Below are 22,340 nucleotides of genomic sequence, written 5' to 3' on the forward strand. Positions count from 1 at the left end.
TCTTGGCGTCTTACCCAAGGCCTGACCAAGGCCTAACGACAAAGGCCCGTGGCAAATCGCCACGGGCCTTTGTCGTTAGGGGCCGGGAATACGGGGGCAGACTTTCTAGTCGAAGCGACCCATCAGCCGTGGCTCCCGCTCCAGCGCCACTCCGAAGCGACTCCGCACCCGCTCGGCGACTCGTTCGGCGAAGGCCAGCAGGCCCCGGGCATCGCCACCGCCATGATGCACCAGCACCAGGGCCTGGCGCTCATGGACGCCGAAGGGGCCCTCTCGCCAGCCCTTGAGGCCGCACTGGTCGATCAGCCAGCCGGCGGCCAGCTTGACCCGCCCATCGGGCTGGGGGAAGTGCGGCATCGTCGGATGGTCGTCGAGCAAGGCCTCGGCCTGGGTCGCGGCCACCAGCGGGTTCTTGAAGAAACTCCCGGCATTGGCCAGCTCGCCGGGGTCGGGCAGCTTCTCGCGGCGAATGGCACAGACCGCCTCGGCCACATCCGCGGGGCTGGGCGCCTTGCCGACCCGCCGCCCCAGGTCGCCGTAGTCGAGCCGGGGCCGGGGACGCGTCGAGAGCCGCAGGCGCAGGTGGGTGATCATCACCCGGCCGGCCAGTTCGCCCTTGAAGAGGCTATCGCGATAGCCGAAGGCGCACGCTTCGACGCCCAGGGTCTCGGCGCGGCCATCGTCCAGGTGACGCAGTTCCACCGCCTCCAGTACCTCGGCCAGCTCGACCCCGTAGGCACCGATATTCTGGATGGGAGCGGCGCCACACTGGCCCGGGATCAGCGCCAGGTTCTCCAGGCCCCAGAGACCGCGAGCGGCCATGGCCATCACCAGGGCGTGCCAGTCATGCCCCGCCGCCACCCGCACCCCGACGCTGCCGTCGGCTCCCGGGGTCAGCTCGCAATCACTGAAGCCGGGCTGCAACACCAGGCCGTCCAGGTGCGGGGCGAGGATCAGGTTGCTGCCACCGCCCAGCAGGCTCACCGGCCAGCCCCGCTGCGCCGCCAGGGCCAGGGCCGGCGCCAGCTCGGCCTCATGGGCCAGGCGCATGAAATGCGCCGCCCGGGCGCTCAGCCCCAGGGTATTCAGGCCGTCCAGGGGATGCTCATGGCGCAACTCGGGATATAAGGCCTCGCTCACGGACGCGCCTCCAGGCGACGTTCGAGCTCCGCCACCAGGCCATCGGCGGCGGCTTCCACCAGGTCGAGGACACGATCGAAGCCCTCGGCGCCGCCATAGTAGGGATCGGGTACCGCCTGGCCGGGGCTCCCGGCGAAGTCGAGGAAGAGGCCGAGATGCGCTCGACAGTCGGCGGGGCGGCGCGCCTCCAGCTCCGCCAGGTTGGCGTGATCCATGGCCAGCAGGTAGTCGAAGGCGTGGAAGTCATCGTCATGCAGCTGACGGGCGCGCAGCGCCGCGAGGTCGTAGCCGCGGGTCGCCGCGGCGGCGCGGGTGCGCGGATCCGGCGCCTTGCCGATATGCCAGCCGGCGGTGCCGCAGGAGTCCACGTCGACCCGTTCGGCGAGCCCCGCGGCACTCAGCCGCTGGCGGAAGACCCCCTCGGCGGTGGGCGAGCGGCAGATATTGCCCAGGCAGACGAAGAGCACCCGCATCACGCCTGGCCCCCCTGCCCTGCCACCAGGGCCCGTACCCGCGCCAGGTCCTCGGCGGTATCGACGCCGGCGGGATGGGGCTCCCGACTCAGGGCCACCAGGATACGCCGGCCATGCTGGAGGGCACGCAGCTGTTCCAGCTGTTCCAGTTGCTCCAGGGGGGTGGGCCGCCAGTCGCGGTAGTCCCGCAGGAAGCGGGCACGGTAGGCATAGAGGCCGATATGGCGCAGCCAGGCGTCGCTGCTCAGCCGCTCCGGGCGGGCGGCGAAGGCCTCGCGATTCCAGGCCTCCCTATCCCAGGGCAGGGGCGCCCGGGAAAAATAGAGGGCGGCGCCGCTCAGGTCCCGCACCACCTTGACCACATTGGGGTTGAAGAGGGTCTCCACGTCCTGGATCGGCTCCGCCAGGGTGGCCATGGCCGCCGTATCATCATCCGCCAGGCGCTGGGCCACCTGATCAATCAACGCCGGCGGCAACAGCGGTTCGTCGCCCTGGACGTTGACCAGGATCGCCTCGTCGTCCAGGCCCAACGCATCGGCCACCTCGGCCAGGCGATCGGTGCCGGAGGGATGATCGGCGCGGGTCATCAGCGCCTCGCCGCCGGCCGCCTCGACCGCGTCACGAATGCGCGCGTCGTCGGTGGCCACCACCACCCGGTCGGCGCCGCTGGCCCGGGCCTGGCGCCAGACCCGTACCACCATGGGCTCGCCGGCGATCTCCAACAGCGGCTTGCCGGGCAGCCGCGAAGAGGCGTAGCGCGCCGGAATTACCGCGATCACCCCCCGACTCATGGCGTCGCCCCCGGCCCCTTGCCGAGCTTCTCGTCCACGTCCATGACCCGGGCTTCCTCCTCCAGCATCACCGGAATGCCGTCGCGAATCGGGAAGGCCAGGCCATCGTAGTGGCACCTGAGCTCGGCGGCCTCCCGGTCGTACTTGAGCTTGCCCTGGCAGAGCGGGCAGACCAGCATGGCCAGCAATTCCTTGTCCATCGTTATCTCTCCCGTGTCGGGACTGGGTTCAGGGTATCGAGCCGCCCGTCGAGCCACTCAATGAAAGTCGTCTCGGGCCGCGCTTCCACCTCCAGGGCCCAGTAGGCCGGGGAGGCGAAGTCGCGGCACTTGACCGCATCCTTGGCGGTCATCACCACCGGGCGATCGTCGCCGAAATCGAGGTCGGCGGCCACGAAGCGGTGATGATCGGCGAAGGGATGCGGCGTCACCGCCAGGCCCAGGCGCGCCAGGGTGGCGAAGAAGCGCCCCGGGTTGCCGATTCCCGCCACCCCATGCACCGGCCCGGTGAAGGGCGGCGAACCAAGCGGCCGGGCCTCGCCGTCGGCGACCCGGCGCCAGGCGCTGGGCTCGAGGGCCATCCGATGGGCCCCCTCCGGGGGCGCGAAGGCCGGCTCGCCGTTGATGATCACCGCCTCCACGCTGGCCAACCGCGTCAGGGGCTCGCGCAGGGGCCCGGCGGGCAGGCAGCGACCATTGCCGAAGCCCCGGGCGCCATCCACCACCACCAGCTCCAGGTCGCGCCCCAGGGCTAGATGCTGGAGGCCATCGTCGCTGATCAGGATATCGCAGCCCGCCTCCAGCAGCCGTCGGGCGCCCCGGGGGCGATCCGGATCCACCACCAGGGGCACCCCGGTCTGGGCCGCCAGCATCGCCGGCTCGTCGCCGCAGGCCGTCACCGAGGTCTCGGCGCTGACCCACAGCGGGTAGGCGTCGCTGCGCCCGCCATAGCCCCGGGAGAGGATGCCCGGCGCATAACCCCGGGCCTTGAGGTGCGCCGCCAGCCAGGCCACCAGGGGCGACTTGCCGGTGCCGCCGAGGGTCAGGTTACCCACCACGATCACCGGCACCGGGGCCCGCCAGACCGGCTTCCGGCCCTCGGCGTAGGCCGCCCCCCGGCGCCTTACCGCCCAGCGGTAGAGCGCCTCCAGGGGACGCAGCGGCACCAGCCAGGGCGCGCCGCGATAGGCCGCCGCCAGCCAGCGCTCGCCAAGACCACCACTCATGCCGGGCGACCTCCTGGCATGGCAGGCCAGGTCAGGTGGCCGCGTCGCGGCGCCGCTTGCCAAGGATCACCGAGCTCGAGACTCATGCCGGCGGGACCTCCTGGAATTGCAGGCGGTGCAGGGCCGCGTAGGCGCCGTCCCGGGCCAGCAGCTCGGCGTGGCGTCCCGCCTCGATGATCTCGCCCTGCTCCATCACCAGGATGCGGTCGGCGCGCTCGATGGTCGAGAGCCGGTGGGCGATCACGAAGGTGGTGCGCCCCTGGCAGAGGGTCTCCAGGGCACGCTGGATATAGCGCTCCGACTCGCTGTCCAGGGCCGAGGTGGCCTCGTCGAGGATCAGGATGGGGGCATCCTTGTAGATGGCCCGGGCGATGGCCAGGCGTTGGCGCTGGCCGCCGGAGAGCATCACGCCGTTGTCGCCCACCACGGTGGCATAGCCCTCGGGCAGGCGCTCGATAAATTCATGGGCATAGGCGGCGCGGGCCGCCGCCTCCACCGCCGCCGGGTCCGGGCGCTCGTCGCCATAGGCGATGTTCTCGGTGATGCTGGCGTTGAACAGGGTCACCTGCTGCGAGACCAGGGCGATCTGGCGGCGCAGCGGCTGCAGCCGGTAGTCGTCCAGGGGCGTGCCGTCGAGCCGGATGCGTCCGGCGGTCGGCGCGTAGAAGCGCGGCAACAGGTTGACCAGGGTGGTCTTGCCGCTGCCGGAGCGGCCGACGACGGCGATCATCTCGCCGGGCTCGACCTCGAGGTCGATGCCCTTGAGCACCTCGGGCTGGTCCTCGCCATAGGCGAAGCGTACCCCCTCGAAGCTCAGGCGCCCCTGCAATCGGGGCACCTCATGGCTCCCCTCGTCGGGCTCCGGGGCCTCCTCGAGCAGGCCGAAGAGCTCGGCGGAGGCGGCGATGCCCTTCTGGATCTCGCTGTTGATCTCGGTGAGCTGGCGCACCGGCTTGGCCATCAGCGAGGCGGCGGTGATAAAGGCCACGAACTCGCCGGCGCTCATCTCCTCCATCAGCGCCGGCGCCATGGCCAGCCACACCAGGCCGGCCAGGGCCAGGGCCACCAGCAGCTGGATCACCGGGGTGCTGACCGCCTTGGTCAGCGCCTCCTTCATGCTCTGCTGGCGGTTATCGTCGCTGGCGGCGGCGAAGCGGCGCCGCTCGTACTCCTCGGCACCATGGGTGCGCACCACCCGGTAGCCGGCGAGGGCCTCGGAGGCCACATGGGTGACGTCGCCCATGGAGTGCTGGATGCGCCCGGAGAGGCGCCGGAAGCGCTTGCTGGCATAGCTCACCACCCCGGCGATCAGCGGCGTCACGCCGAGGAACACCAGGGTCAGCAGCCAGTTGGTCCACAGCAGGTACCCGAGCAGGCCGAGGACGAAGAGGCCCTCCCGCAGCAGGATGGTGATGGCATTGCTGGCCGCCCCGGTGACCTGCTCCACATGGTAGGTGACCCGGGAGATCAGGTGGCCGCTGGAGTGGGCATCGAAGAAGCGCCCGGGCAGGCGCAGCATATGATCGAACACATTGCAGCGCAGCGCGTGGACCACGTTGCGGGCCACCTGGCTCATGAAGTAGGTGCCGAGGAAGGTCCCTACCCCGCGGGCGGCGAACATGCCCACCACGAACAGCGGCAGGAAGAGGCGAAAGGCGGCATCGGGAGTCTGAATGCCGTCGATCAACTGCTTCATCATCTCCGCCAGGGCGGTACTGGAGGCGGCGTAGATCACATAGCCCAGCACCGCCAGGAGGAAGGACTTCCAGTGGGGCCTGACATAGCCCAGCAGACGCTTGTAGAGATTCCAGCCCGATTGCTGTGTCACGGTGACTCCGTTACGGCGTGGTGGCGTCACCCTCGCGGGTGGCGATACGAATGCGTTGAATGCCCAGGCTCCCGGCCAGGTCCAGGGCGGTGACCACGGCGGCGTGGGCGGCGCGGCCATCGGCCTCGAGAATCAGCCCGTGCTCCCGGGCCGCCTCGGCCCGCTCCCCCAGGGCGGCCTTCAGGCCCGTGGCCGCCAGGGCCTCCCCGGCCAGGCGATACTCGCCCTCGGCGGTGATCACCAGGGTCACCGGCGATGCCTCCAGGGGCGCGGCCTCGCGGCTCTGGGGCAGGATCAGCTCCAGGGCCTGGCGGGTCTCGAAGGTGGTGGAGACCATAAAGAAGATCAACAGCAGGAAGACCACGTCGATCAGCGGGGTCAGGTTGACCTCCACCGCATCGCGCCGCCGCCGGGGAAACCTCATGCCCGGGCCTCCGCCGCCCCACCGCGACGATCATCGAGGCGGACCTCGCCCTGGTGATGGGCCAGGTACTCCACCAGCAGCCCCGCCTGCTCCTCCATGCGCACCGTGATGTCCTCCACCCGGCGCTGGAAGTAGCGATGGAACATCAGTGCCGGGATCGCCACCGTCAGGCCGGCGGCGGTGGTCACCAGGGCCCGGGAGATGCCCCCGGCCAGGTCGGCGGTGCGCTCCACCCCGTCGGCGGTGACGATCACCGAGAAGACCTCGATCATCCCCACCACGGTGCCCAGCAGGCCGATCAGCGGCGTGATGGCGGCGATGGTGCCCAGGGGACTGAGGAAGCGCTCCATGTCGTGGATCACCGCGGTGGCCGCCTCCTGGAGGCGGGCGCGGACCTGCTCGTGGCCCAGGCGCGCATTGCGCAGCCCCGCCGCCAGGATGCCGCCCAGGGGCGAGTGCCCTTCCAGCCAGTAGAGATTGACCTGGCCCTGATCGATCAGGGTACAGACCTCCTGCCCCAGGCCCAGGGGCGCGATGCGCCCGGCGCGCAGGGTCCAGAGGCGTTCGATGATGATCACCATGGCCACCAGGGAACAGCCGAGCAGCGGAATCATCAACCAGCCCCCCGCGATCAGGGCATCGAGCAGTTCCATCGAGGGCATCTCCCGTCCGTGCCAAGCATCACCGGCCGAGGCCGATCCATGGCGGCGATTCTACCCCATGGCAACGCCCACCGACACCGGCCCAGGGGATCCGACGCCGGGGCACGATCCGCGTCTCCGCCCCCAGGCGCAGGGTCAGGGCACCATCCAGGGCGGTACTCCACTGACAGCTGCCCTGACGGGCGAAGCGTCGCACCACCTCGTCGTCGGGATGCCCGAAGGGGTTGTCGCGCCCGGCGCTGTAGATCACTTGACGCGGTCGCAGCCGCTCCACGAACTGCGGCCCGGAGCTGCCACGGCTGCCGTGGTGGCCCGCCACCAGCACGTCCAGGGGCGTCGGCACTCGGCGCAGGATACGCCGCTCCACCTCGCGGCCCACGTCGCCGGTGATCAACACCCGCCGTTGGCCCGCGCTGACCAGCAGCACGCAGGAGCTATCGTTGCCCTGGTACGCCGGCCGAGGCCCGGGCGGCGGCCAGAGCAGGCGAAAGTCGACGCCGTCCCAGCGCCAGGCCTGGCCCGCCCGACAGGGCGCGAAGGGCACGCCGATCGCCTCTCCTTCTGGGGCCAGCCAATGATCCACCCGATGCTCGGCCAGCGCCGGCACCCCGCCGACATGGTCCAGGTCGGCATGGCTGATGATCACCCGATCGAAGCGCCGCCCCGGCGACCAGAACCCGGCCAGGGGCGTATAGCCGCTGGTGAAGCGGGGGCCGGCATCATAGAGGAGGCGATGATTGGCGGTGGCGATCTCCACCGACTGGCCCTGGCCCACGTCCCACACCCGCAGCGTCGCCTAGCCGGGCGCCGGCGCGGGCGGCGTCAGCCACAGCGGCAGCGTCATCAGCCAGGCGCTGACCAGGGCCCGCCAGCCCCTGGCCAGGCCGGGAAGCGCCCAGGTCAGGGCCAGCAGCCCCAGCCCGAGGGCCAGCGGGAGGCGCTCCCAGGACTCGGGGTACCAGGGCGGCAACCAGCGCAGGCTCGCCTCCAGCAGCGCCTCGAGGGCGACCACCAGCTCGGCGAACAGCCACCAGCAGGCCCCCGACAGCGGCGGCGCCCAGGCCAGCAACCAGCCCAGCAGTCCCAGGGGCACCAGCGCCAGGCTGACCAGGGGCACCGCGAGCAGGTTGACCAGGGGCGCCGCCGTGGCCAGCCGGTCGAAGGCCAGCAATACCGCCGCGGCCATCCACGGCGCCAGCAGCCACTGGGTACGCACCAGGGCCCATAGCCAGCCGCGCACGCCCCGGGGACGCGGCCGCCCCTGCCAGATCAGGATCAACAGCGCCACCGCCAGGAAGGAGAGCCACAGGCCGGGACGCCACAGCGACAGGGGATCGAGCAGCAGCACCACGGCCAGCGCCAGCCACCACCCCTGCCAGGGCCCCGGGGCATGACGCCCGCTGGCCACCCAGAGGCCGATCAGGGCCATCACCAGGGCGCGCAGCGCCGGCGGCGCCAACCCCGCCAGGCTGGCATAGGCGCCGGCGGCCAACGCCGCCAACCACCAGGGCCAGAGCGCCAGCCGCCAGGCCCGGGGCGTCACCAGGCGCGCGACGCCTCGCCCCAGTAGCAGCGCAAAGCCGGCCACCAGCCCCACATGCAGCCCCGAGATGACCACCAGGTGGGTGGTCCCGGTGGCATTGAGGCGCTCCCAGTCCGCCGGGGTCAGTGACTCGCTGGCGCCCAGGGTCAGGGCCGCCAGCCAGCGCCGGGCGCCATCGGGCAGCTCCCGCGACGCGAGATGGGCCAGGGCCAGGTCCCGCGGCGAGGCCGCGGCCGGCGCCAGGCGCTCGGGTACCGGCTCGGCGCGCACATAGCCGGTGGCATCGATCCCCTCCCGCCATAGCCAGGCGCGATAATCGAAGCCGGTGGGGTTGCTGAGCCCTGCGGGCGGCCGTAACCGCACCGCCAGGCGCCAGGACTCCCCCGCCGCCATCTCGTCGGGAGGAGCATAATGGCTCAGGCGTAGCTGGCGCAGGGTATCGCAGGGCAGTCGACCGGCCTCCAGGGGAACGCAGGCCGCCACCCTCAGGCGCAGGCGCGCCAGTGCCCCCTGGTGACGCACCTCGGTCAGGCGCCCCTCGACGATCAGGGTCTGGCGAGACAACCCCTCGGCCAGCTCGGCCTGCTGGCGCCAGAGCAGTTGGCCGGCGGTCACGGCGACCACCAGCAGCAGAAGCAGCGCCCCGCGATGGCGGCGCAGCCCCAGCGCCAGCAACACCCCGCCCTCGATCAGCCCCGGCGGCGCCAGGTACCCCAGCAGGGTGCCGGCGATGGTGGCCAGCGCCAGGGGCCAGGCCCATCCGATACGCATTCCCTTGCTCCCGCCGCCCCCCGGTATGGCGATGGCGGCCCATGATGCTTGTATGGATAATAGCCGGATCGCCGTCAGCCCACTGCGAGACTTCGATGCCGCGCCGCCTGCTACAGCGCTACATGCCCCATCCGGAGACGCTCAAGCGCAACCGCTCGTTGCGCTTCATGAGTCATTGGATCGGCAGCCCCTCCCTGTGGGTGCTGTCGCGGCGTGGCGTGGCCAATGCCTTTATGGTCGGCCTGTTCAGCGCCCTGCTGCCGATCCCCTTCCAGATGGTGGTGGCCGCCTTCGGCGCCTGGCTGCTGCGCTGCAACCTGCCGCTGTCGGTGGGCCTGGTGTGGATCACCAACCCCCTGACCATGCCGCTGATCTTCTATGGCAACTATCGCCTCGGTGCCTGGCTGCTCGACACCCCGGCCCGGGAGGCCCCGGACCAACTCTCCACCCGCTGGGTGGCGGAACAGCTGCTGGAGATCCTGCCGACCCTGGCCCTGGGCTCCCTGGTGGCGGCGGTGGTGGTGGGCCTGGCCGCCAACCTGGGCGTCAGGCTGCTGTGGCGCTGGCACGTGGTGCGCAGCTGGAAGCGGCGCCGCCATCGCCGACGCCGGCGCCGCGGCGACAAGCCCAGCGCCTGAACGACGACGGCGCCCGCAGGCGCCGTCATCCATGCAGATCGCGAACCGGCCGACTACTCCGGCTGCAGCCGCCCCTCGTTGAGGCGCAGCACCCGATCCTGATGGGCGGCCAGGGCCGGGTCATGGGTCACCACCACGAAGGCGCAGGCGGCGCTCGAGGCCAGTTCGTCCATCAATGCCAGGATGCTGGCGGCGGTGTGCTGGTCCAGGTTGCCGGTGGGCTCGTCCATCAGTACCAGGCTGGGGTCGGTGATCAGCGCCCGGGCGATGGCCACCCGCTGACGCTCGCCGCCGGAGAGCTCGCCGGGCTTGTGATCCCCCCGCGCCGCCATGCCCACCCGCTCGAGGATCTCTGCCGCCCTCGCCACCGCCTCATGGCGCTTCTGACCGCGGATGATCAGCGGCAGGGCGGCGTTCTCCAGGGCGGTCAGCTCCGCCAGCAGATGGTGAAACTGGTAGACGAAGCCGATATGGCGATTGCGAAAGCGCCCCAGGGCCGCCTCGCCGAGCTCCGCCAGGCACTGCCCCGCCACCTTGACGCTGCCGCCGCTGGGACGGTCGAGGCCCCCCAGCAGGTTGAGCAGGGTGGTCTTGCCGGAGCCGGAACTGCCCACCACCGCGACCCGCTCGCCGGCGCGCACGCCGAGGTCCAGCTCGTGCAGCACGGTCAGGTCCTGGGGCCCCTCCCGATAGGTCTTGGTCAGGCCCTCGCAGCTCAGCATCACCGGCGCCTCGCCGCGCGCTCCCTGGACGACGTCTTGCATAGTGGTTCCTTGGCTATTCATAGCGCAGCACCTCCGCGGGCTGGACACGGGAGGCCTTCCAGGCGGGATAGAGGGTCGACAGGAAGGTCAGCACCAGGGCCGCGGCGACGATATTGATCACATCGCTCCAGATCAGCCGCGACGGCAGATAGCTGATGAAATAGACCCCGGCGTCGAGGAACTGGATACCGAACAGCGCCTCGAACCAGCCGATGATATCGGCGATGCCCAGGGCCAGCAGCACCCCGGCCACCACCCCGATCAGGATGCCGATCAGGCCGATGGCCAGCCCCTGGACGATAAAGATGCCCATGATGGAGGCCGGCGTGGCGCCGATGGTGCGCAGGATGGCGATATCGGCGTGCTTGTCGGTGACCACCATCACCAGGGTCGAGACGATATTGAAGGCGGCCACGGCGATGATCACCGTCAGCAACAGGCCGATCATGCGCTTCTCCATCTGGATCGCCTGGAAGAGGTTGCCGTGGGAGTAGGTCCAGTCGAGGCCACGATAGCCGCCGCCCAGCTCATCGATGATGGCCCGGGTCTCGTCGCCGGCCACGAAGAGGTCGTCGAGCTCCAGGCGCAGCCCCTCCACGGCCTCGCCCAGGCGCGCCAGGGTCTGCATGTCCTCGATATTGGCGTAGGCCAGGCTGGCGTCCAGGTCGGCCCCGACGCTGAAGATACCGCTCACCGTGAAACGCTTGAGCCGCGGGAAGACCCCCGCCGGGGTGATCGAGGCCTCGGGCACCAGCAGGGTCACCCGGTCGCCCACCCCGACGCCCAGCTGGCGCGCCAAGAGCGAGCCAAGCACGATATTCCACTCGCCGGGCTGGAGCTCATCCAGGCTGCCCTCGCGCATATGCTCGTCGATAATGGAGACGCGGCCCTCCCACTCGGGATGGACACCGTTGACCATGGCGCCCTGGTTGCGTCCGCCCACCGAGAACATGCCCTGCTGTTCCACATAGGGGGCGGCGCCGATCACCCGCTCGCGCTGGGCGAGCCGCTCGGCCAGGGCCTGCCACTCCACCAGGCCGCCGCGGGCCTCGATCTTGGTATGGGGCACCATGCCCAGGATGCGGGTGCGCAGCTCCTGGTCGAAGCCGTTCATCACCGACAGCACCAGGATCAGCACCGCCACCCCCAGGGTGAGGCCCAGCATCGAGGTCAGGGAGATAAAGGAGATAAAGTGGTTGCGCCGTTTGGCGCGGACATAACGCAATCCCAGCAGGAAAGGCAGACGGTCGAGCATCGCAATCGATTCCTTGTCGGCGGGCGCCCATGGTACGGTTTTTCGTTACGGCCTGCACGGCAGAGCCATAGAAAGGCCTGCCGGGGCTAACTTGGGGGCAGGCACTTCGCAAAGGCGCTGTGAACCCATCCCTGGGCGCTCGACTTTTTCCTGCGGCGCTCTCGCATCCTGCTCCGCTTGCAGGGCCGGGGTAGGCCATCCATGACCTACCCGTTCGGAGGAATCCTCCTCACCCCTGAAAAAGACGCTTTGCTCCGACCTGCCCCCAACGCCCTCAGGCAACGGTAATCCCCGCAGGGCGGCCATTCTGGGCTTGCATCGCGGACGACGCCACCCTAAATTGCGCCCTTTCCCGCCCCGGCGACACAGGAAGAGAAGACCCCATGGCCAAGCGCTTGTTCCCCGAGTGGCATCCCCAGGACGCCATCCAGCTCACCTGGCCGAGCCCGACCAGCGACTGGGCCCCCCAGTTGAGCCTGATCGAGGCCACCCTGGAGGCCATGGTGGTGGCCATCGCCCGCTACCAGCGGGTGCTGATCGCCGTGCCCAGCGAGGCCGACCGGGCGCGCCTGGCCGAGCGCTTCGCCCACCGCGGCGTGGCCGCCGAGCGGCTGACCCTGGTCGTCGCCGTCGCCGACGACACCTGGGCCCGGGACCATGGCCCCCTCGGCATCGAACGCGACGGCCGGGTGGAGCTGCTCGACTACGTCTTCACCGGCTGGGGCGGCAAGTTCGAGGCCGGCCTCGACAACACCCTGAGCCGGCGCCTGGCCGAGGCGGGCGTCTTCGCCGCGCCCCTGACCTCCCGGGCGCTGATCCTCGAGGGCGGCGGCATCGAGAGCGACGGCGAGGGCACCCTGCTGACCACCGAGGCCTGCCTGCTCAACCCCAACCGCAACGCCGGCCTGGATCGCGCCGCCATCGAGGCGCACCTGGCCGAGGACTTCGGCGTCACGCGGGTGCTGTGGCTGCGCCATGGCCACCTGGAGGGGGACGACACCGACAGCCATATCGATACCCTGGCGCGCTTCTGCGACCCCGGGACCATCGCCTATGTGCGCTGCGACGACCCGAGCGACCCCCACCATGCGGCGCTCTCGGCCATGGAGGCGGAACTGAAGGCCCTGAGGCGCGCCGACGGCCAGGCCTACCGGCTGATTCCGCTGCCCTGGCCGGCGCCCTGCTTCGACCCGGAGGACGGCCACCGCCTGCCGGCCACCTATGCCAATTTCCTGATCATCAACGGCGCCGTCCTGGTACCCACCTATGGCGACGCGGCGGACAGCCGGGCCCTGGCGGCCCTGGCCGAGGCCTTCCCCGACCGCGACATCCTGCCCATCGACTGTTCGGTGGTGATTCGCCAACATGGCAGCCTGCACTGCCTGACCATGCAGCTGCCCCGGGGCAGCCTGGCCTGAGGGCCCGAACGACGGAGAGAGACGATGACCAAGACCCTGAAGGTGGGCCTGGTACAACAGGCCGCCTGGCCCGACAAGGCGAAGAGCCTGGCCGAGAGCGAGGCCCGGGTGCGCGAGCTGGCCGCCCAGGGCGCCCAGTTGGTGCTGCTCCAGGAACTCCACGCCACCCACTACTTCTGCCAGTACGAGGATCCCGACCTCTTCGACCTGGCCGAACCCCTGGACGGTCCCACCGGCAGCCGCCTGGCGGCGCTCGCCGCGGAGCTGGATATCGTCCTGGTGGGCTCGCTGTTCGAGCGCCGCGCCGCCGGCCTCTACCACAACACCGCGGTGGTCTATGACCGCGCCCAGGGGGCGGTGGGCCACTACCGCAAGATGCATATCCCCGACGATCCGGCCTTCTACGAGAAGTTCTACTTCACCCCCGGCGATGCCGACGGCCCCGGCCAGGGCTTCGCCCCCATCGAGACCTCCCTGGGGCGCCTCGGGGTGCTGGTGTGCTGGGATCAGTGGTATCCGGAGGCGGCGCGACTGATGGCCCTGGCCGGCGCCGAGCTGCTGCTCTACCCCACCGCCATCGGCTGGCATCCGCCGGACGAGGACGCCGAGAAGGGTCGCCAAAAAGACGCCTGGACGCTGATCCAGCGCGCCCATGGGGTGGCCAATGGCCTGCCGGTGGTGGTCGCCAACCGGGTCGGCCACGAGCCGGACCACTCCGGGGTCGGCCCGGGCATCGACTTCTGGGGCGGCAGCTTTATCTGCGGCCCCCAGGGCGAGCTGCTGGCCCATGCCGGCGAGGAGGCCCAGACCCTGCTGGTGGAGGTCGATATGGCCCGCGGCGAGGAGACCCGGCGCATCTGGCCCTACCTTCGCGATCGCCGTATCGATGCCTATGGCGAACTGACCCGGCGCTACCGGGACTAAGGCGCTTCGCGCGGGCTGCACAGCAGCGTAATGTAAACCGCCCCCATGGCCAGGCCATGGGGGCGGTTTTCTTCCAGCTTCGAGCTTCCAGGCGCAACGCGCCGCTCTTCCAGCTTCTTCGGTTATTTCCAGAAATCGCGGATCGAGGCGATCCCCTGGGCGCCCACGGCCCGGGCATGGTCGGCATCGAACCGGGTCATGCCGCCCAGGGCGAAGACCGGCATCCCGGCGGTCTCGACCAGTTGCTGGAAGTCGTGCCAGCCCAGCGGCGCCACCTCCGGGTGGGACGGCGTGGTGCGCAGCGGCGACAGGGTCACGAAGTCGCAGCCGATGCGCGCGGCCTGGTCCAGCTGCGCCTTGTCGTGGGTGGAGGCGGAGAGCCACTTGCCCTCGGCGATGGGGCGCCGCTCCAGCTGCATCAGCCGCTCGCTGGTCAGGTGGATGCCGTCGGCATCCACGGCCTCCAGCAGCTCCGGCTCGCCATTGAGCAGCAGCTGGGCGCCATGCTCGCGACACAGGGCCAGGGCCTTCTCGGCCCGGGCCAGGTAGGCGTCGCGATCCAGCGACTTGGCGCGCAACTGCACCAGGCGTACCCCGTCCTCGGTGAGTGCCCGCGCCAGCTTCTCCAGGAAGACCTCGTCATCGGCCTCCTCGTCGCTGATCAGGTACTCGGTGGGCAGCATCACCGCCCGCAGGATCGGCAGGTTGGCCGCCGGGAAGGGGTAGTTGTAGAGCTCCTCCATGGGCACCCAGCGCACCGCCTGACCCTCGCGGCCGAAGGGCTCGCCGGCGAAGTCATGGACCTGCCACACGTCCAGCAGGATATGCTTGTCCGGGTACTCGTGGTGCACGCGGATCAGCGGCTGGGCGCGGCGAATCTCCACCCCCAGCTCCTCGTGCAGCTCGCGCTTGAGGGCCTCGAAACCGGTCTCGTAGGGTGCCAGCTTGCCGCCGGGAAACTCCCAGAGCCCGCCCTGATCCACGGTGGAGGGGCGCCGGGCGATCAGCACCTGCCGGCTATCGCGGCTGACGATGGCGGCGGCCGCCACATGAACCCTTCTCTTGACCATTGCGTTCATTACCTTTCCATCATGCTGGACGCCGACTCAGGAACGATAGTCGGCGTTGATCGTGACATAGTCGTGGGACAGATCGGAGGTCCACACCGTGGCCGCCTCCTCGCCGCGCCCCAGGCGAATGCGAATCGTGATCTCTTCTTCGGCCATCACCGCGCTGCCGGCCGCCTCGGTGTAGCCGGCGGCACGCCCGCCCTGCTCCACCAGGCGCACCTCGCCCAGGTCGATGATCACCTTGTCGACGTCGAAGTCGGCCACCGGCGCCCGACCCACGGCGGCGAGGATGCGCCCCCAGTTGGCGTCCGAGGCGTAAAGCGCGGTCTTGACCAGCGGCGAATGGGCCACGGTAAAGGCCACGTCCAGGGCCTCCCGGCGGCTGGCGGCCTCCTCGACCCGCAGGGTGACGAACTTGGTGGCGCCCTCGCCGTCGCGGATGATCGCCTGGGCCAGCTCAACCAACACCGCCAGCAGCGCCTCGCGGAAGGCCGCCAACGCCGCCGTATCACCGGCCTCGAGGGTCGCACCGCGACCGGTGGCGACCAGCATGCAGGCGTCATTGGTGGAGGTGTCGCTGTCCACGGTGATGCAGTTGAAGGAGTCGGCCACGGTCTCCCGCAGCAGCTCCTGCAGCAGCGGCGTGGCGATGGCCGCGTCGGTGGCCACGAAGCCCAGCATGGTCGCCATATTGGGCTGGATCATGCCGGAGCCCTTGCTGATCCCGGCAATGGTCACCGTCTCGCCATTGATCTCCACGCACCGGGTCGCCCCCTTGGGGCGGGTATCGGTGGTCAGGATGCCCTCGCCCGCGGCCTCCCAGGCCGCCGGGTCGAGGCTCTCGAGCGCCGCCGGCAGGGCGCCGAGCAGGCGCTCCATGGGCAGCGGCTCGCCGATCACCCCGGTAGAGAAAGGCAGCACCGCCTCGGCATCGACCCCGGCCAGGCGTGCCAGCTCACTGCAGCTCGCCTCGGCATCCGCCAGCCCCTGGGCACCGGTGCCGGCATTGGCGTTGCCGGTGTTGACCAGCAGGTAGCGCGGCGCCCCGCCGGCCCGATGGCAGGCCGCCAGGTGGCGCTTGGCCACCTGCACCGGCGCCGCACAGAAGGCATTGCGGGTAAAGGTGCCGGCCACGGTGGCGCCCTCGGGAATCTCGATCACCACCAGGTCGCGGCGGTTCGGCTTCTTGATGCCGGCCATGGCGCTGCCCAGGCGCAGCCCCTCGATCACCGGCATGGCCGGAAAGACCGCTTCACCCACTGCCATCGTTGCTCTCTCCTCTCGTCGGGTTGGCGGCGCTCAGCTGAGCTTGCCGCAGCACTGCTTGAACTTCTTGCCGGAGCCACAGGGGCAGGGGTCGTTGCGCCCCACCTTGGGCCCCTCGCGACGCACCGGACGCCCGTCGACGCCGGGCGCCGCGGCGGCCGCGTCGTCCTCGCCCACCGCGGCACTCGGCGCGTCATGGCGGCTGGCGGCGGCGGCCTTCTCGCGCTCCAGGGCCTCGCGGCGCTGGCGCTCCAGCTCGTCGACCTCCTCCTGACGGCGCACCTGCACATGGCTGAGGATGCGGGTCACGTCGTTCTTGATATTGGTCAAGAGGTTCTGGAACAGCTCGAAGGACTCGCGCTTGTACTCCTGCTTGGGGTTCTTCTGGGCATAGCCGCGCAGGTGGATGCCCCGGCGCAGGTGATCCATGGATTGCAGGTGCTCCTTCCAGCGGGTATCGAGCACCTGCAGCATGATCTGCTTCTCGAAGCGACGCATCAGCGCCTCGCCGACGGTCTCCACCTTGGCCTCGTAGGCCTGGCGGTGCATCTCCTGCAGGCGCTCGCGCAGCTGCTCCTCGTGGAAGCGCTGATCCTCCTCGGCCCACTGCACCACCGGCGCGTCCAGGTTGAACTCGCTCTTGAGGTGCTCCTGGAGGCCGGCCAGGTCCCACTGCTCGGGCAGGCTCTGGGGCGGCACGAACGAACTGATCGCCTCGTCGAGCATCTCGGCGCGGATGCCGGTGACATTCGCCGAGACGTCCTCGGCGGCGAGGATCTCGTCGCGCTGCTCGTAGATCACCCGACGCTGGTCGTTGGCCACGTCGTCATACTCGAGCAGCTGCTTGCGGATATCGAAGTTGCGCCCCTCGACCTTCTTCTGGGCCCGCTCCACGGCATTGGAGACCATCTTGTGCTCGATCGCCTCGCCCTTCTCCAGGCCCAGGGCCTGCATCAGCCGCTGCACCCGCTCGGAGCCGAACAGGCGCATCAGGTTGTCCTCCAGGGAGAGGAAGAAGCGGGTCGAGCCCGGGTCGCCCTGACGGCCGGCCCGGCCGCGCAGCTGGTTGTCGATGCGCCGCGACTCGTGGCGCTCGGAACCGACCACGTGCAGGCCGCCGGCGGCCAGCACCGCCTCGTGGCGCCGCTGCCACTCGGCCTTGAGGGCCTCGACCTGGGCCTCGCTGGGGTTCTCCAGCTTGGCCGCCTCGGCCTCCCAGTTGCCGCCCAGCATGATGTCGGTGCCGCGACCGGCCATGTTGGTGGCGATGGTGATGGCGCCGGGCCGCCCGGCCTGGGCGATGATCTCCGCCTCGCTCTGGTGCTGCTTGGCGTTGAGCACGTTGAAGTCGAGGCCGGCCTGTTTCATCAGCCGCGCCAGGTACTCGGAGGCCTCGATGGAGGCGGTACCCACCAGCACCGGGCGCCCCGCCTCGGTCTCGGCCTTGACGTCCTCGATGATCGCCGCGAATTTCTCCTCGGCGGTCAGATAGACCAGGTCATTGAGGTCGCGGCGGGCCAGCGGCTTGTTGGTGGGAATCACCACCACGTCCAGGCCGTAGATCTGGCGGAACTCGAAGGCCTCGGTATCGGCGGTACCGGTCATGCCGGCCAGCTTGTCATAGAGGCGGAAGTAGTTCTGGAAGGTCGTGGAGGCCAGCGTCTGGCTCTCGCGCTGGATGGTCACCCCCTCCTTGGCTTCCACCGCCTGGTGCAGCCCCTCGGACCAGCGCCGGCCGGGCATGGTGCGGCCGGTGTGCTCGTCGACGATCACCACCTGGCCATCCTTGACGATATAGTCCACGTCGCGGTGGTAGAGGTGGCGGGCGCGCAGCGCCGAGTGCATATGGTGCAGCAGGTTGAGGTTCTGGGCGGCGTAGAGGGAGTCATCCTCGCCGAGCAGGCCCTCGGCCCGCATCAGCTCCTCCACCTTGTTGTGGCCGGCCTCGGTCAGCTCGACCTGCTTCTGCTTCTCGTCGAGGGTGAAGTCGCCGTCCACCGGCGCCTCCGGGTCCTCCGATACCTCGCCCTTGACCAGTTGGGTCGAGAGGCGGTCCACCACCTTGTAGAGGTCGGTATTCTCGTCCACCGGCCCGGAGATGATCAGCGGCGTGCGCGCCTCGTCGATCAGGATGGAGTCCACCTCGTCGACGATGGCGTAATGCAGGCCACGCTGAACCTTCTCCTCCTGGGAGAAGGCCATGTTGTCGCGCAGGTAGTCGAAACCGAATTCGTTGTTGGTGCCGTAGGTGATGTCGCCGGCGTAGGCGGCGCGCTTCTCTTCCTGGGTCTGGCCGGCGTAGACGGTGCCCACGGAGAGGCCGAGGAATTCGTAGAGGGGGCGCATCCAGTCGGCATCGCGGCGCGCCAGGTAGTCGTTGACGGTGACCACATGCACGCCCTCGCCGGGCAGGGCATTGAGGTAGACCGCCAGCGTCGCCACCAGGGTCTTGCCCTCGCCGGTCTTCATCTCGGCGATGCGCCCCTGGTGCAGTACCATGCCGCCGATCATCTGCACGTCGAAATGGCGCATGCCCATGATGCGCTTGCCGGCCTCGCGCACCGTGGCGAAGGCCTCCGGCAGCAGGGCCTCGAGGCTCTCGCCGCCCTCCAGGCGCTCGCGCAGGGCCGGGGTCTGGGCCTGGAGCTCCTCGTCGGAGAGCGCCTCGAAGCGCGCCTCGAGGGCATTGATCTGCGCCACATCCTTTTGCAGGCGCTTGACGACGCGGTCGTTCTTGGAGCCGACCACCTTACGAAGCAGGGTATTGAGCATTGCGATGATGTCCTGTGTCTGCCGCGGCAGAGAATCATGAGTGGCGCCGAGGCGCCGCGTCCTTCAGGGGAGGACGCCGACCGGCGGGCCGCGGCGGGAAAGGACATCGAGGGCGGCGATCCAGCGCCGCGGGGGAGACGACGGCCGCGGTCGGGCACGCCGCACCAGCAGGCCGGGGCGCCGAGGCGGCTGCCAGCGCGCCCGCCGGGCCTGGCGGCGGCTCTCGGCGCGAATCGCCGCCGGCGCCAGCCAGCAGACCTGCACCACCCGCACCATCAGGCGGCCGCCGTCGGCGGCCACCAGCCCCACCGGCAGCAGGCAGCCCACCAGCAGGCCGGCCAGCCACCAGCGCGAACGCCGGCGCGAGGCGCCGAGAGAGGGAGAGGCACAGGGCTGGGTCATGCTGTCGACAGGCTCCCGGACATGCTAGATTGGCGACACGCAACGGCCGCCGCGAGAAAGCCCATGAGTATAAAGGTTAAGCGTTTCCGCGCCCAGCCCGTCACCCGCCTGCTGGGCGGTCGCGGTGAGCTGGGTGGCCTGATGCGCATGGCCTCGCTGCTGGAGCGGGCCCAGACCACCCTGCGCGAGGCGTTGCCGGAAGAGCTGCGCGAGCACCTCTATGTGGGCGGCTACCGGGACGGCCGACTCACCCTGATCACCGATAGCGCCGCCTGGCTGACCCGGCTGCGCTACGAGCAACCGCGACTGCTGACCCTGTTGCGCGGCCTGCCGGAATTCGCCGCCCTGCAGCGCCTCGACCTCAAGGTGCGCCCGGTGCGCCCCCCCAAGCCACTGCCCCGCCAGGAGCGCCACCTGCCCGCCGGGGCCGCCGCCGAGCTGGCCAGCTGCGCCCGAGAGATCGACGACCCGCGATTGCGCGGCGCCCTGGAGCGTCTCGCCTCCCATGGCGCCCAGCCGGCCGACGACTGAATCGACGCCCTCAAACGCAACGATGCCCAGTCGGCAAGCCGACTGGGCATCGAGAGAATTCGCTGGTGGCTACGCCCTGATTCGAACAGGGGACCCCATCATTATGAGTGATGTGCTCTAACCAGCTGAGCTACGTAGCCACGGGGGTTGCGACGCTTGGCGTCGGCAACGGAGGCGCATTATGCCCAGCTCGACCGTCGCTGGCAAGCCCCCTGCGCGTCGTTTTTATTAATTGAACGTTCAATAAAAATATCCCATACTGAATGTATCGCCATCGAACACCCGGACGGCCCACCGTCCCCGCACGAGGAGATGCCCGATGCCCAAGGTCGGAATGGAACCCATTCGCCGCCGCCAGTTGATCCAGGCCACCATGGAGGCCATCGACGAGGCGGGGCTGGCCGACGCCACGGTGATCCGCATCGCCCGTCGCGCCGGCGTCTCCGCCGGTATCATCAGCCACTACTTCGGCGGCAAGGATGGCCTGCTCGAGGCCACCATGCGCCAGATCCTCCATGACCTGGGCGAGGCCGTGGCCACCCGCCGCGCCGCCCTGGGCCAGGCGGAGCCCCGGGCCCACCTCGAGGCGATCATCGACGGCAACTTCGATCGCAGCCAGGTCAGCGGCCCGGTGGCCAAGACCTGGCTGGCGTTCTGGGCCAGCAGCATGCACCAGCCGGCGCTGCAACGCCTGCAGTCGGTCAACGACCGGCGCCTCTACTCCAACCTCTGCCACCAGTTCCGCCGCTGCCTGCCCCGGGACGAGGCGCGCCGCGCCGCCCAGGGCCTGGCCGCCATGATCGACGGCCTCTGGCTGCGCGGTGCCCTGGCCCCGGAGGGGCTGGACGTGGCCCAGGCCCGCCGCCTGGCCTACGACTACCTTGACCAACAGCTGGCCCGCGAGCCCGCCCTCGCCTGACGCCGCGAGGCATCACGAACCTTCGCACTACCCGTTCTCAGGAGCTCCCCCATGACCGCGCTTCCGACTCAGCAGCTCTATATCGACGGCCGGGCCGTCGACGCCACCTCCGGCGAGACCTTCGCCGCCGTCAATCCCTACGATGGCAGCGAGCTGGCCCGCGTGCAGCAGGCCTCCGCCGACGACGTGGATCGCGCCGTGGCCGCCGCCCAGGCCGGCCAGCGGGTGTGGGCCGCCATGACCGGCATGGAGCGTGGGCGCATCCTGCAGCGCGCCGTGGCGCTCTTGCGAGCGCGCAATGACGAGCTGGCCCTGCTCGAGACCCTCAACACCGGCAAGCCGATCAGCGAGACCGCCGCGGTGGATATCGTCACCGGCGCCGACGTCCTCGAATATTACGCCGGCCTGGCCCCGGCCATCGAAGGCGCGCAGATTCCCCTGCGCGACGCCTCCTTCGTCTACACCCGTCGCGAGCCGCTGGGGGTGATCGGCGCCATCGGCGCCTGGAACTACCCCATCCAGATCGCCTGCTGGAAGGCCGCCCCGGCCCTGGCCGCCGGCAATGCCGTGGTCTTCAAGCCCAGCGAGGTGACCCCGCTGAGCGCCATCAAGCTGGCCGAGATCCTCACCGAGGCGGGCCTGCCGGACGGGGTCTTCAATGTCATCCAGGGCGACGGCCGGGTGGGCGCCTTGCTCACCGAGCACGCCGGCATCGCCAAGGTCTCCTTCACCGGCGAGGTGGGCACCGGCAAGAAGGTGATGGCCGCCGCCGGGGGCTCGACCCTCAAGGACGTGACCATGGAGCTGGGCGGCAAGTCGCCGCTGATCGTCTTCCATGACGCCGACCTGGATCGCGCCGCCGATGCCGCCATGATGGCCAACTTCTACTCCAGCGGTCAGATCTGCACCAACGGCACCCGGGTCTTCGTCGACCGCCGCGTCAAGGACGCCTTCGAGGCCAAGGTCGCCGAGCGCGTGGCGCGCATCAAGGCCGGCGACCCCCGCGACCCCGAGGTCAACTTCGGGCCCCTGGTGAGCTTCGAGCACCAGCAGAAGGTGCTCTCCTATATCGCCCTGGGCAAGGACGAAGGCGCCCGCCTGCTGGCCGGCGGCGAGCCCTGGGACAGCGGTGACTTCGGCCGGGGCGCCTGGGCGGCGCCCACGGTGTTCACCGACTGCCGCGACGAGATGCGCATCGTCCGCGAGGAGATCTTCGGCCCGGTGATGGCGATCCTCGCCTTCGACGACGAGGACGAGGTGATCCGCCGCGCCAACGACACCCATTATGGCCTGGCCGCCGGCGTCTTCACCGAGAGCCTGAATCGCGCCCACGGCGCCATTCATCGCCTGGAGGCCGGCATCTGCTGGATCAACACCTGGGGCGAGTCCCCCGCCGAGATGCCGGTGGGCGGCTACAAGCAATCCGGGGTGGGTCGCGAGAACGGCATCGAGACCCTCGCCCACTACACCCAGACCAAGTCGGTGCAGGTGGAGATGGGCGCCTTCGAATCGGTCTTCTAAGGC

At 70.0% G+C, this 22,340-nt stretch carries 22 protein-coding genes and 1 tRNA gene; 6 read left to right on the forward strand and 17 right to left on the reverse strand.

The window, feature by feature from the left end; genetic code table 11:
• Nucleotides 1–105: 105 nt before the first annotated feature.
• From murB to NFU04_RS06770, 10 genes are all read right to left on the reverse strand, one after another.
• The gene (murB, locus tag NFU04_RS06725) at nucleotides 106–1,140 is read right to left on the reverse strand and encodes a UDP-N-acetylmuramate dehydrogenase (protein WP_251308746.1); all 1,035 of its coding nucleotides are present in this window, start codon (nucleotides 1,138–1,140) and stop codon (nucleotides 106–108) included.
• A complete protein-coding gene (locus tag NFU04_RS06730; RefSeq protein WP_251308783.1) occupies nucleotides 1,137–1,613 on the reverse strand; it encodes a low molecular weight protein-tyrosine-phosphatase in 477 nt (158 codons plus the stop codon). The genes murB and NFU04_RS06730 overlap by 4 nt, the downstream gene beginning before the upstream one ends.
• Nucleotides 1,613–2,404: a 3-deoxy-manno-octulosonate cytidylyltransferase gene (kdsB, locus tag NFU04_RS06735; protein WP_251308747.1), complete on the reverse strand. Its 792-nt coding sequence runs from the start codon at nucleotides 2,402–2,404 to the stop codon at nucleotides 1,613–1,615. Before kdsB ends, NFU04_RS06730 begins: the two co-directional genes overlap by 1 nt.
• Entirely contained in the window at nucleotides 2,401–2,604 is a 204-nt protein-coding gene (locus NFU04_RS06740) for a Trm112 family protein (RefSeq protein ID WP_146802688.1), read from the reverse strand. Before NFU04_RS06740 ends, kdsB begins: the two co-directional genes overlap by 4 nt.
• Nucleotides 2,605–2,606: 2 nt before the next feature.
• Entirely contained in the window at nucleotides 2,607–3,629 is a 1,023-nt protein-coding gene (gene lpxK, locus NFU04_RS06745) for a tetraacyldisaccharide 4'-kinase (protein ID WP_251308748.1), read from the reverse strand.
• A gap of 82 nt (nucleotides 3,630–3,711) precedes the next feature.
• Nucleotides 3,712–5,457 carry a lipid A export permease/ATP-binding protein MsbA gene (msbA, locus tag NFU04_RS06750; protein WP_251308749.1) on the reverse strand — a complete coding sequence of 582 codons (1,746 nt, stop codon included), beginning with the start codon at nucleotides 5,455–5,457 and terminating at the stop codon, nucleotides 3,712–3,714.
• A 10-nt stretch (nucleotides 5,458–5,467) separates the two neighbouring features.
• The gene (locus NFU04_RS06755) at nucleotides 5,468–5,881 is read right to left on the reverse strand and encodes an ExbD/TolR family protein (protein WP_251308750.1); all 414 of its coding nucleotides are present in this window, start codon (nucleotides 5,879–5,881) and stop codon (nucleotides 5,468–5,470) included.
• Nucleotides 5,878–6,534, reverse strand: a complete 657-nt coding sequence (locus NFU04_RS06760) for a MotA/TolQ/ExbB proton channel family protein (RefSeq protein ID WP_186809955.1) — start codon at nucleotides 6,532–6,534, stop codon at nucleotides 5,878–5,880. The genes NFU04_RS06755 and NFU04_RS06760 overlap by 4 nt, the downstream gene beginning before the upstream one ends.
• 28 nt (nucleotides 6,535–6,562) lie before the next feature.
• Entirely contained in the window at nucleotides 6,563–7,327 is a 765-nt protein-coding gene (locus NFU04_RS06765; RefSeq protein ID WP_251308751.1) for a ComEC/Rec2 family competence protein, read from the reverse strand.
• Nucleotides 7,328–7,339: 12 nt separating this feature from the next.
• The gene (locus NFU04_RS06770; protein WP_251308752.1) at nucleotides 7,340–8,857 is read right to left on the reverse strand and encodes a ComEC/Rec2 family competence protein; all 1,518 of its coding nucleotides are present in this window, start codon (nucleotides 8,855–8,857) and stop codon (nucleotides 7,340–7,342) included.
• Between the two features lie 95 nt (nucleotides 8,858–8,952).
• On the opposite strand from NFU04_RS06770, the gene NFU04_RS06775 reads away from it, so the two are divergent.
• Entirely contained in the window at nucleotides 8,953–9,495 is a 543-nt protein-coding gene (locus tag NFU04_RS06775) for a DUF2062 domain-containing protein (protein ID WP_251308753.1), read from the forward strand.
• 53 nt (nucleotides 9,496–9,548) lie between these two features.
• Here the strand turns inward: NFU04_RS06775 and NFU04_RS06780 are convergent, their stop codons facing one another.
• Together NFU04_RS06780 and NFU04_RS06785 are read right to left on the reverse strand one after the other, a co-directional pair.
• Nucleotides 9,549–10,259, reverse strand: a complete 711-nt coding sequence (locus NFU04_RS06780) for an ABC transporter ATP-binding protein (RefSeq protein ID WP_251308754.1) — start codon at nucleotides 10,257–10,259, stop codon at nucleotides 9,549–9,551.
• Between the two features lie 13 nt (nucleotides 10,260–10,272).
• Entirely contained in the window at nucleotides 10,273–11,514 is a 1,242-nt protein-coding gene (locus NFU04_RS06785) for a lipoprotein-releasing ABC transporter permease subunit (RefSeq protein WP_251308755.1), read from the reverse strand.
• A gap of 383 nt (nucleotides 11,515–11,897) precedes the next feature.
• Here NFU04_RS06785 and NFU04_RS06790 point away from each other — a divergent pair, with 383 nt between their 5' ends.
• Together NFU04_RS06790 and NFU04_RS06795 are read left to right on the forward strand one after the other, a co-directional pair.
• Nucleotides 11,898–12,932: an agmatine deiminase family protein gene (locus NFU04_RS06790; protein WP_251308756.1), complete on the forward strand. Its 1,035-nt coding sequence runs from the start codon at nucleotides 11,898–11,900 to the stop codon at nucleotides 12,930–12,932.
• Nucleotides 12,933–12,956: 24 nt separating this feature from the next.
• Nucleotides 12,957–13,856, forward strand: coding sequence for a carbon-nitrogen hydrolase (locus NFU04_RS06795; RefSeq protein ID WP_251308757.1), 900 nt, complete (start codon nucleotides 12,957–12,959; stop codon nucleotides 13,854–13,856).
• 122 nt (nucleotides 13,857–13,978) lie between these two features.
• Here the strand turns inward: NFU04_RS06795 and NFU04_RS06800 are convergent, their stop codons facing one another.
• From NFU04_RS06800 to NFU04_RS06815, 4 genes are all read right to left on the reverse strand, one after another.
• Entirely contained in the window at nucleotides 13,979–14,926 is a 948-nt protein-coding gene (locus NFU04_RS06800) for a Nudix family hydrolase (protein WP_251308784.1), read from the reverse strand.
• 36 nt (nucleotides 14,927–14,962) lie between these two features.
• Nucleotides 14,963–16,192: a bifunctional glutamate N-acetyltransferase/amino-acid acetyltransferase ArgJ gene (gene argJ, locus NFU04_RS06805; RefSeq protein WP_251308758.1), complete on the reverse strand. Its 1,230-nt coding sequence runs from the start codon at nucleotides 16,190–16,192 to the stop codon at nucleotides 14,963–14,965.
• 33 nt (nucleotides 16,193–16,225) lie between these two features.
• A complete protein-coding gene (gene secA / locus NFU04_RS06810; protein ID WP_251308759.1) occupies nucleotides 16,226–18,964 on the reverse strand; it encodes a preprotein translocase subunit SecA in 2,739 nt (912 codons plus the stop codon).
• A gap of 63 nt (nucleotides 18,965–19,027) precedes the next feature.
• On the reverse strand, nucleotides 19,028–19,366 hold the full coding sequence (locus tag NFU04_RS06815; RefSeq protein WP_251308760.1) for a hypothetical protein: 339 nt from the start codon (nucleotides 19,364–19,366) through the stop codon (nucleotides 19,028–19,030).
• A gap of 63 nt (nucleotides 19,367–19,429) precedes the next feature.
• On the opposite strand from NFU04_RS06815, the gene NFU04_RS06820 reads away from it, so the two are divergent.
• Entirely contained in the window at nucleotides 19,430–19,897 is a 468-nt protein-coding gene (locus NFU04_RS06820; protein ID WP_251308761.1) for a DUF721 domain-containing protein, read from the forward strand.
• Nucleotides 19,898–19,960: 63 nt separating this feature from the next.
• Here the strand turns inward: NFU04_RS06820 and NFU04_RS06825 are convergent.
• Nucleotides 19,961–20,037 (reverse strand) — tRNA-Met (locus tag NFU04_RS06825).
• Nucleotides 20,038–20,216: 179 nt separating this feature from the next.
• On the opposite strand from NFU04_RS06825, the gene betI reads away from it, so the two are divergent.
• On the forward strand, nucleotides 20,217–20,816 hold the full coding sequence (gene betI, locus NFU04_RS06830) for a transcriptional regulator BetI (protein WP_186809956.1): 600 nt from the start codon (nucleotides 20,217–20,219) through the stop codon (nucleotides 20,814–20,816).
• Between the two features lie 51 nt (nucleotides 20,817–20,867).
• A complete protein-coding gene (gene betB / locus NFU04_RS06835) occupies nucleotides 20,868–22,337 on the forward strand; it encodes a betaine-aldehyde dehydrogenase (protein WP_251308762.1) in 1,470 nt (489 codons plus the stop codon).
• The last annotated feature ends 3 nt before the right edge of the window (nucleotides 22,338–22,340 follow it).

It is taken from the genome of Halomonas sp. NCCP-2165 (genome assembly GCF_023708045.1).
In the GTDB taxonomy this organism is placed as follows: Bacteria; Pseudomonadota; Gammaproteobacteria; order Pseudomonadales; family Halomonadaceae; genus Bisbaumannia; species Bisbaumannia pacifica.

Coding starts and splice junctions, on each gene's coding strand:
- NFU04_RS06740 (WP_146802688.1), bottom strand. CDS start 2,604: ATGGACAAGGAATTGCTGGCCATGCTGGTCTGCCCGCTCTGCCAGGGC.
- NFU04_RS06785 (WP_251308755.1), bottom strand. CDS start 11,514: ATGCTCGACCGTCTGCCTTTCCTGCTGGGATTGCGTTATGTCCGCGCC.
- NFU04_RS06800 (WP_251308784.1), bottom strand. CDS start 14,926: ATGGTCAAGAGAAGGGTTCATGTGGCGGCCGCCGCCATCGTCAGCCGC.
- secA (WP_251308759.1), bottom strand. CDS start 18,964: ATGCTCAATACCCTGCTTCGTAAGGTGGTCGGCTCCAAGAACGACCGC.
- betB (WP_251308762.1), top strand. CDS start 20,868: ATGACCGCGCTTCCGACTCAGCAGCTCTATATCGACGGCCGGGCCGTC.
- NFU04_RS06760 (WP_186809955.1), bottom strand. CDS start 6,534: ATGGAACTGCTCGATGCCCTGATCGCGGGGGGCTGGTTGATGATTCCG.
- NFU04_RS06790 (WP_251308756.1), top strand. CDS start 11,898: ATGGCCAAGCGCTTGTTCCCCGAGTGGCATCCCCAGGACGCCATCCAG.
- kdsB (WP_251308747.1), bottom strand. CDS start 2,404: ATGAGTCGGGGGGTGATCGCGGTAATTCCGGCGCGCTACGCCTCTTCG.
- NFU04_RS06780 (WP_251308754.1), bottom strand. CDS start 10,259: ATGCAAGACGTCGTCCAGGGAGCGCGCGGCGAGGCGCCGGTGATGCTG.
- lpxK (WP_251308748.1), bottom strand. CDS start 3,629: ATGAGTGGTGGTCTTGGCGAGCGCTGGCTGGCGGCGGCCTATCGCGGC.
- NFU04_RS06770 (WP_251308752.1), bottom strand. CDS start 8,857: ATGCGTATCGGATGGGCCTGGCCCCTGGCGCTGGCCACCATCGCCGGC.
- NFU04_RS06795 (WP_251308757.1), top strand. CDS start 12,957: ATGACCAAGACCCTGAAGGTGGGCCTGGTACAACAGGCCGCCTGGCCC.
- argJ (WP_251308758.1), bottom strand. CDS start 16,192: ATGGCAGTGGGTGAAGCGGTCTTTCCGGCCATGCCGGTGATCGAGGGG.
- NFU04_RS06815 (WP_251308760.1), bottom strand. CDS start 19,366: ATGACCCAGCCCTGTGCCTCTCCCTCTCTCGGCGCCTCGCGCCGGCGT.
- betI (WP_186809956.1), top strand. CDS start 20,217: ATGCCCAAGGTCGGAATGGAACCCATTCGCCGCCGCCAGTTGATCCAG.
- NFU04_RS06755 (WP_251308750.1), bottom strand. CDS start 5,881: ATGAGGTTTCCCCGGCGGCGGCGCGATGCGGTGGAGGTCAACCTGACC.
- NFU04_RS06730 (WP_251308783.1), bottom strand. CDS start 1,613: ATGCGGGTGCTCTTCGTCTGCCTGGGCAATATCTGCCGCTCGCCCACC.
- NFU04_RS06775 (WP_251308753.1), top strand. CDS start 8,953: ATGCCGCGCCGCCTGCTACAGCGCTACATGCCCCATCCGGAGACGCTC.
- NFU04_RS06820 (WP_251308761.1), top strand. CDS start 19,430: ATGAGTATAAAGGTTAAGCGTTTCCGCGCCCAGCCCGTCACCCGCCTG.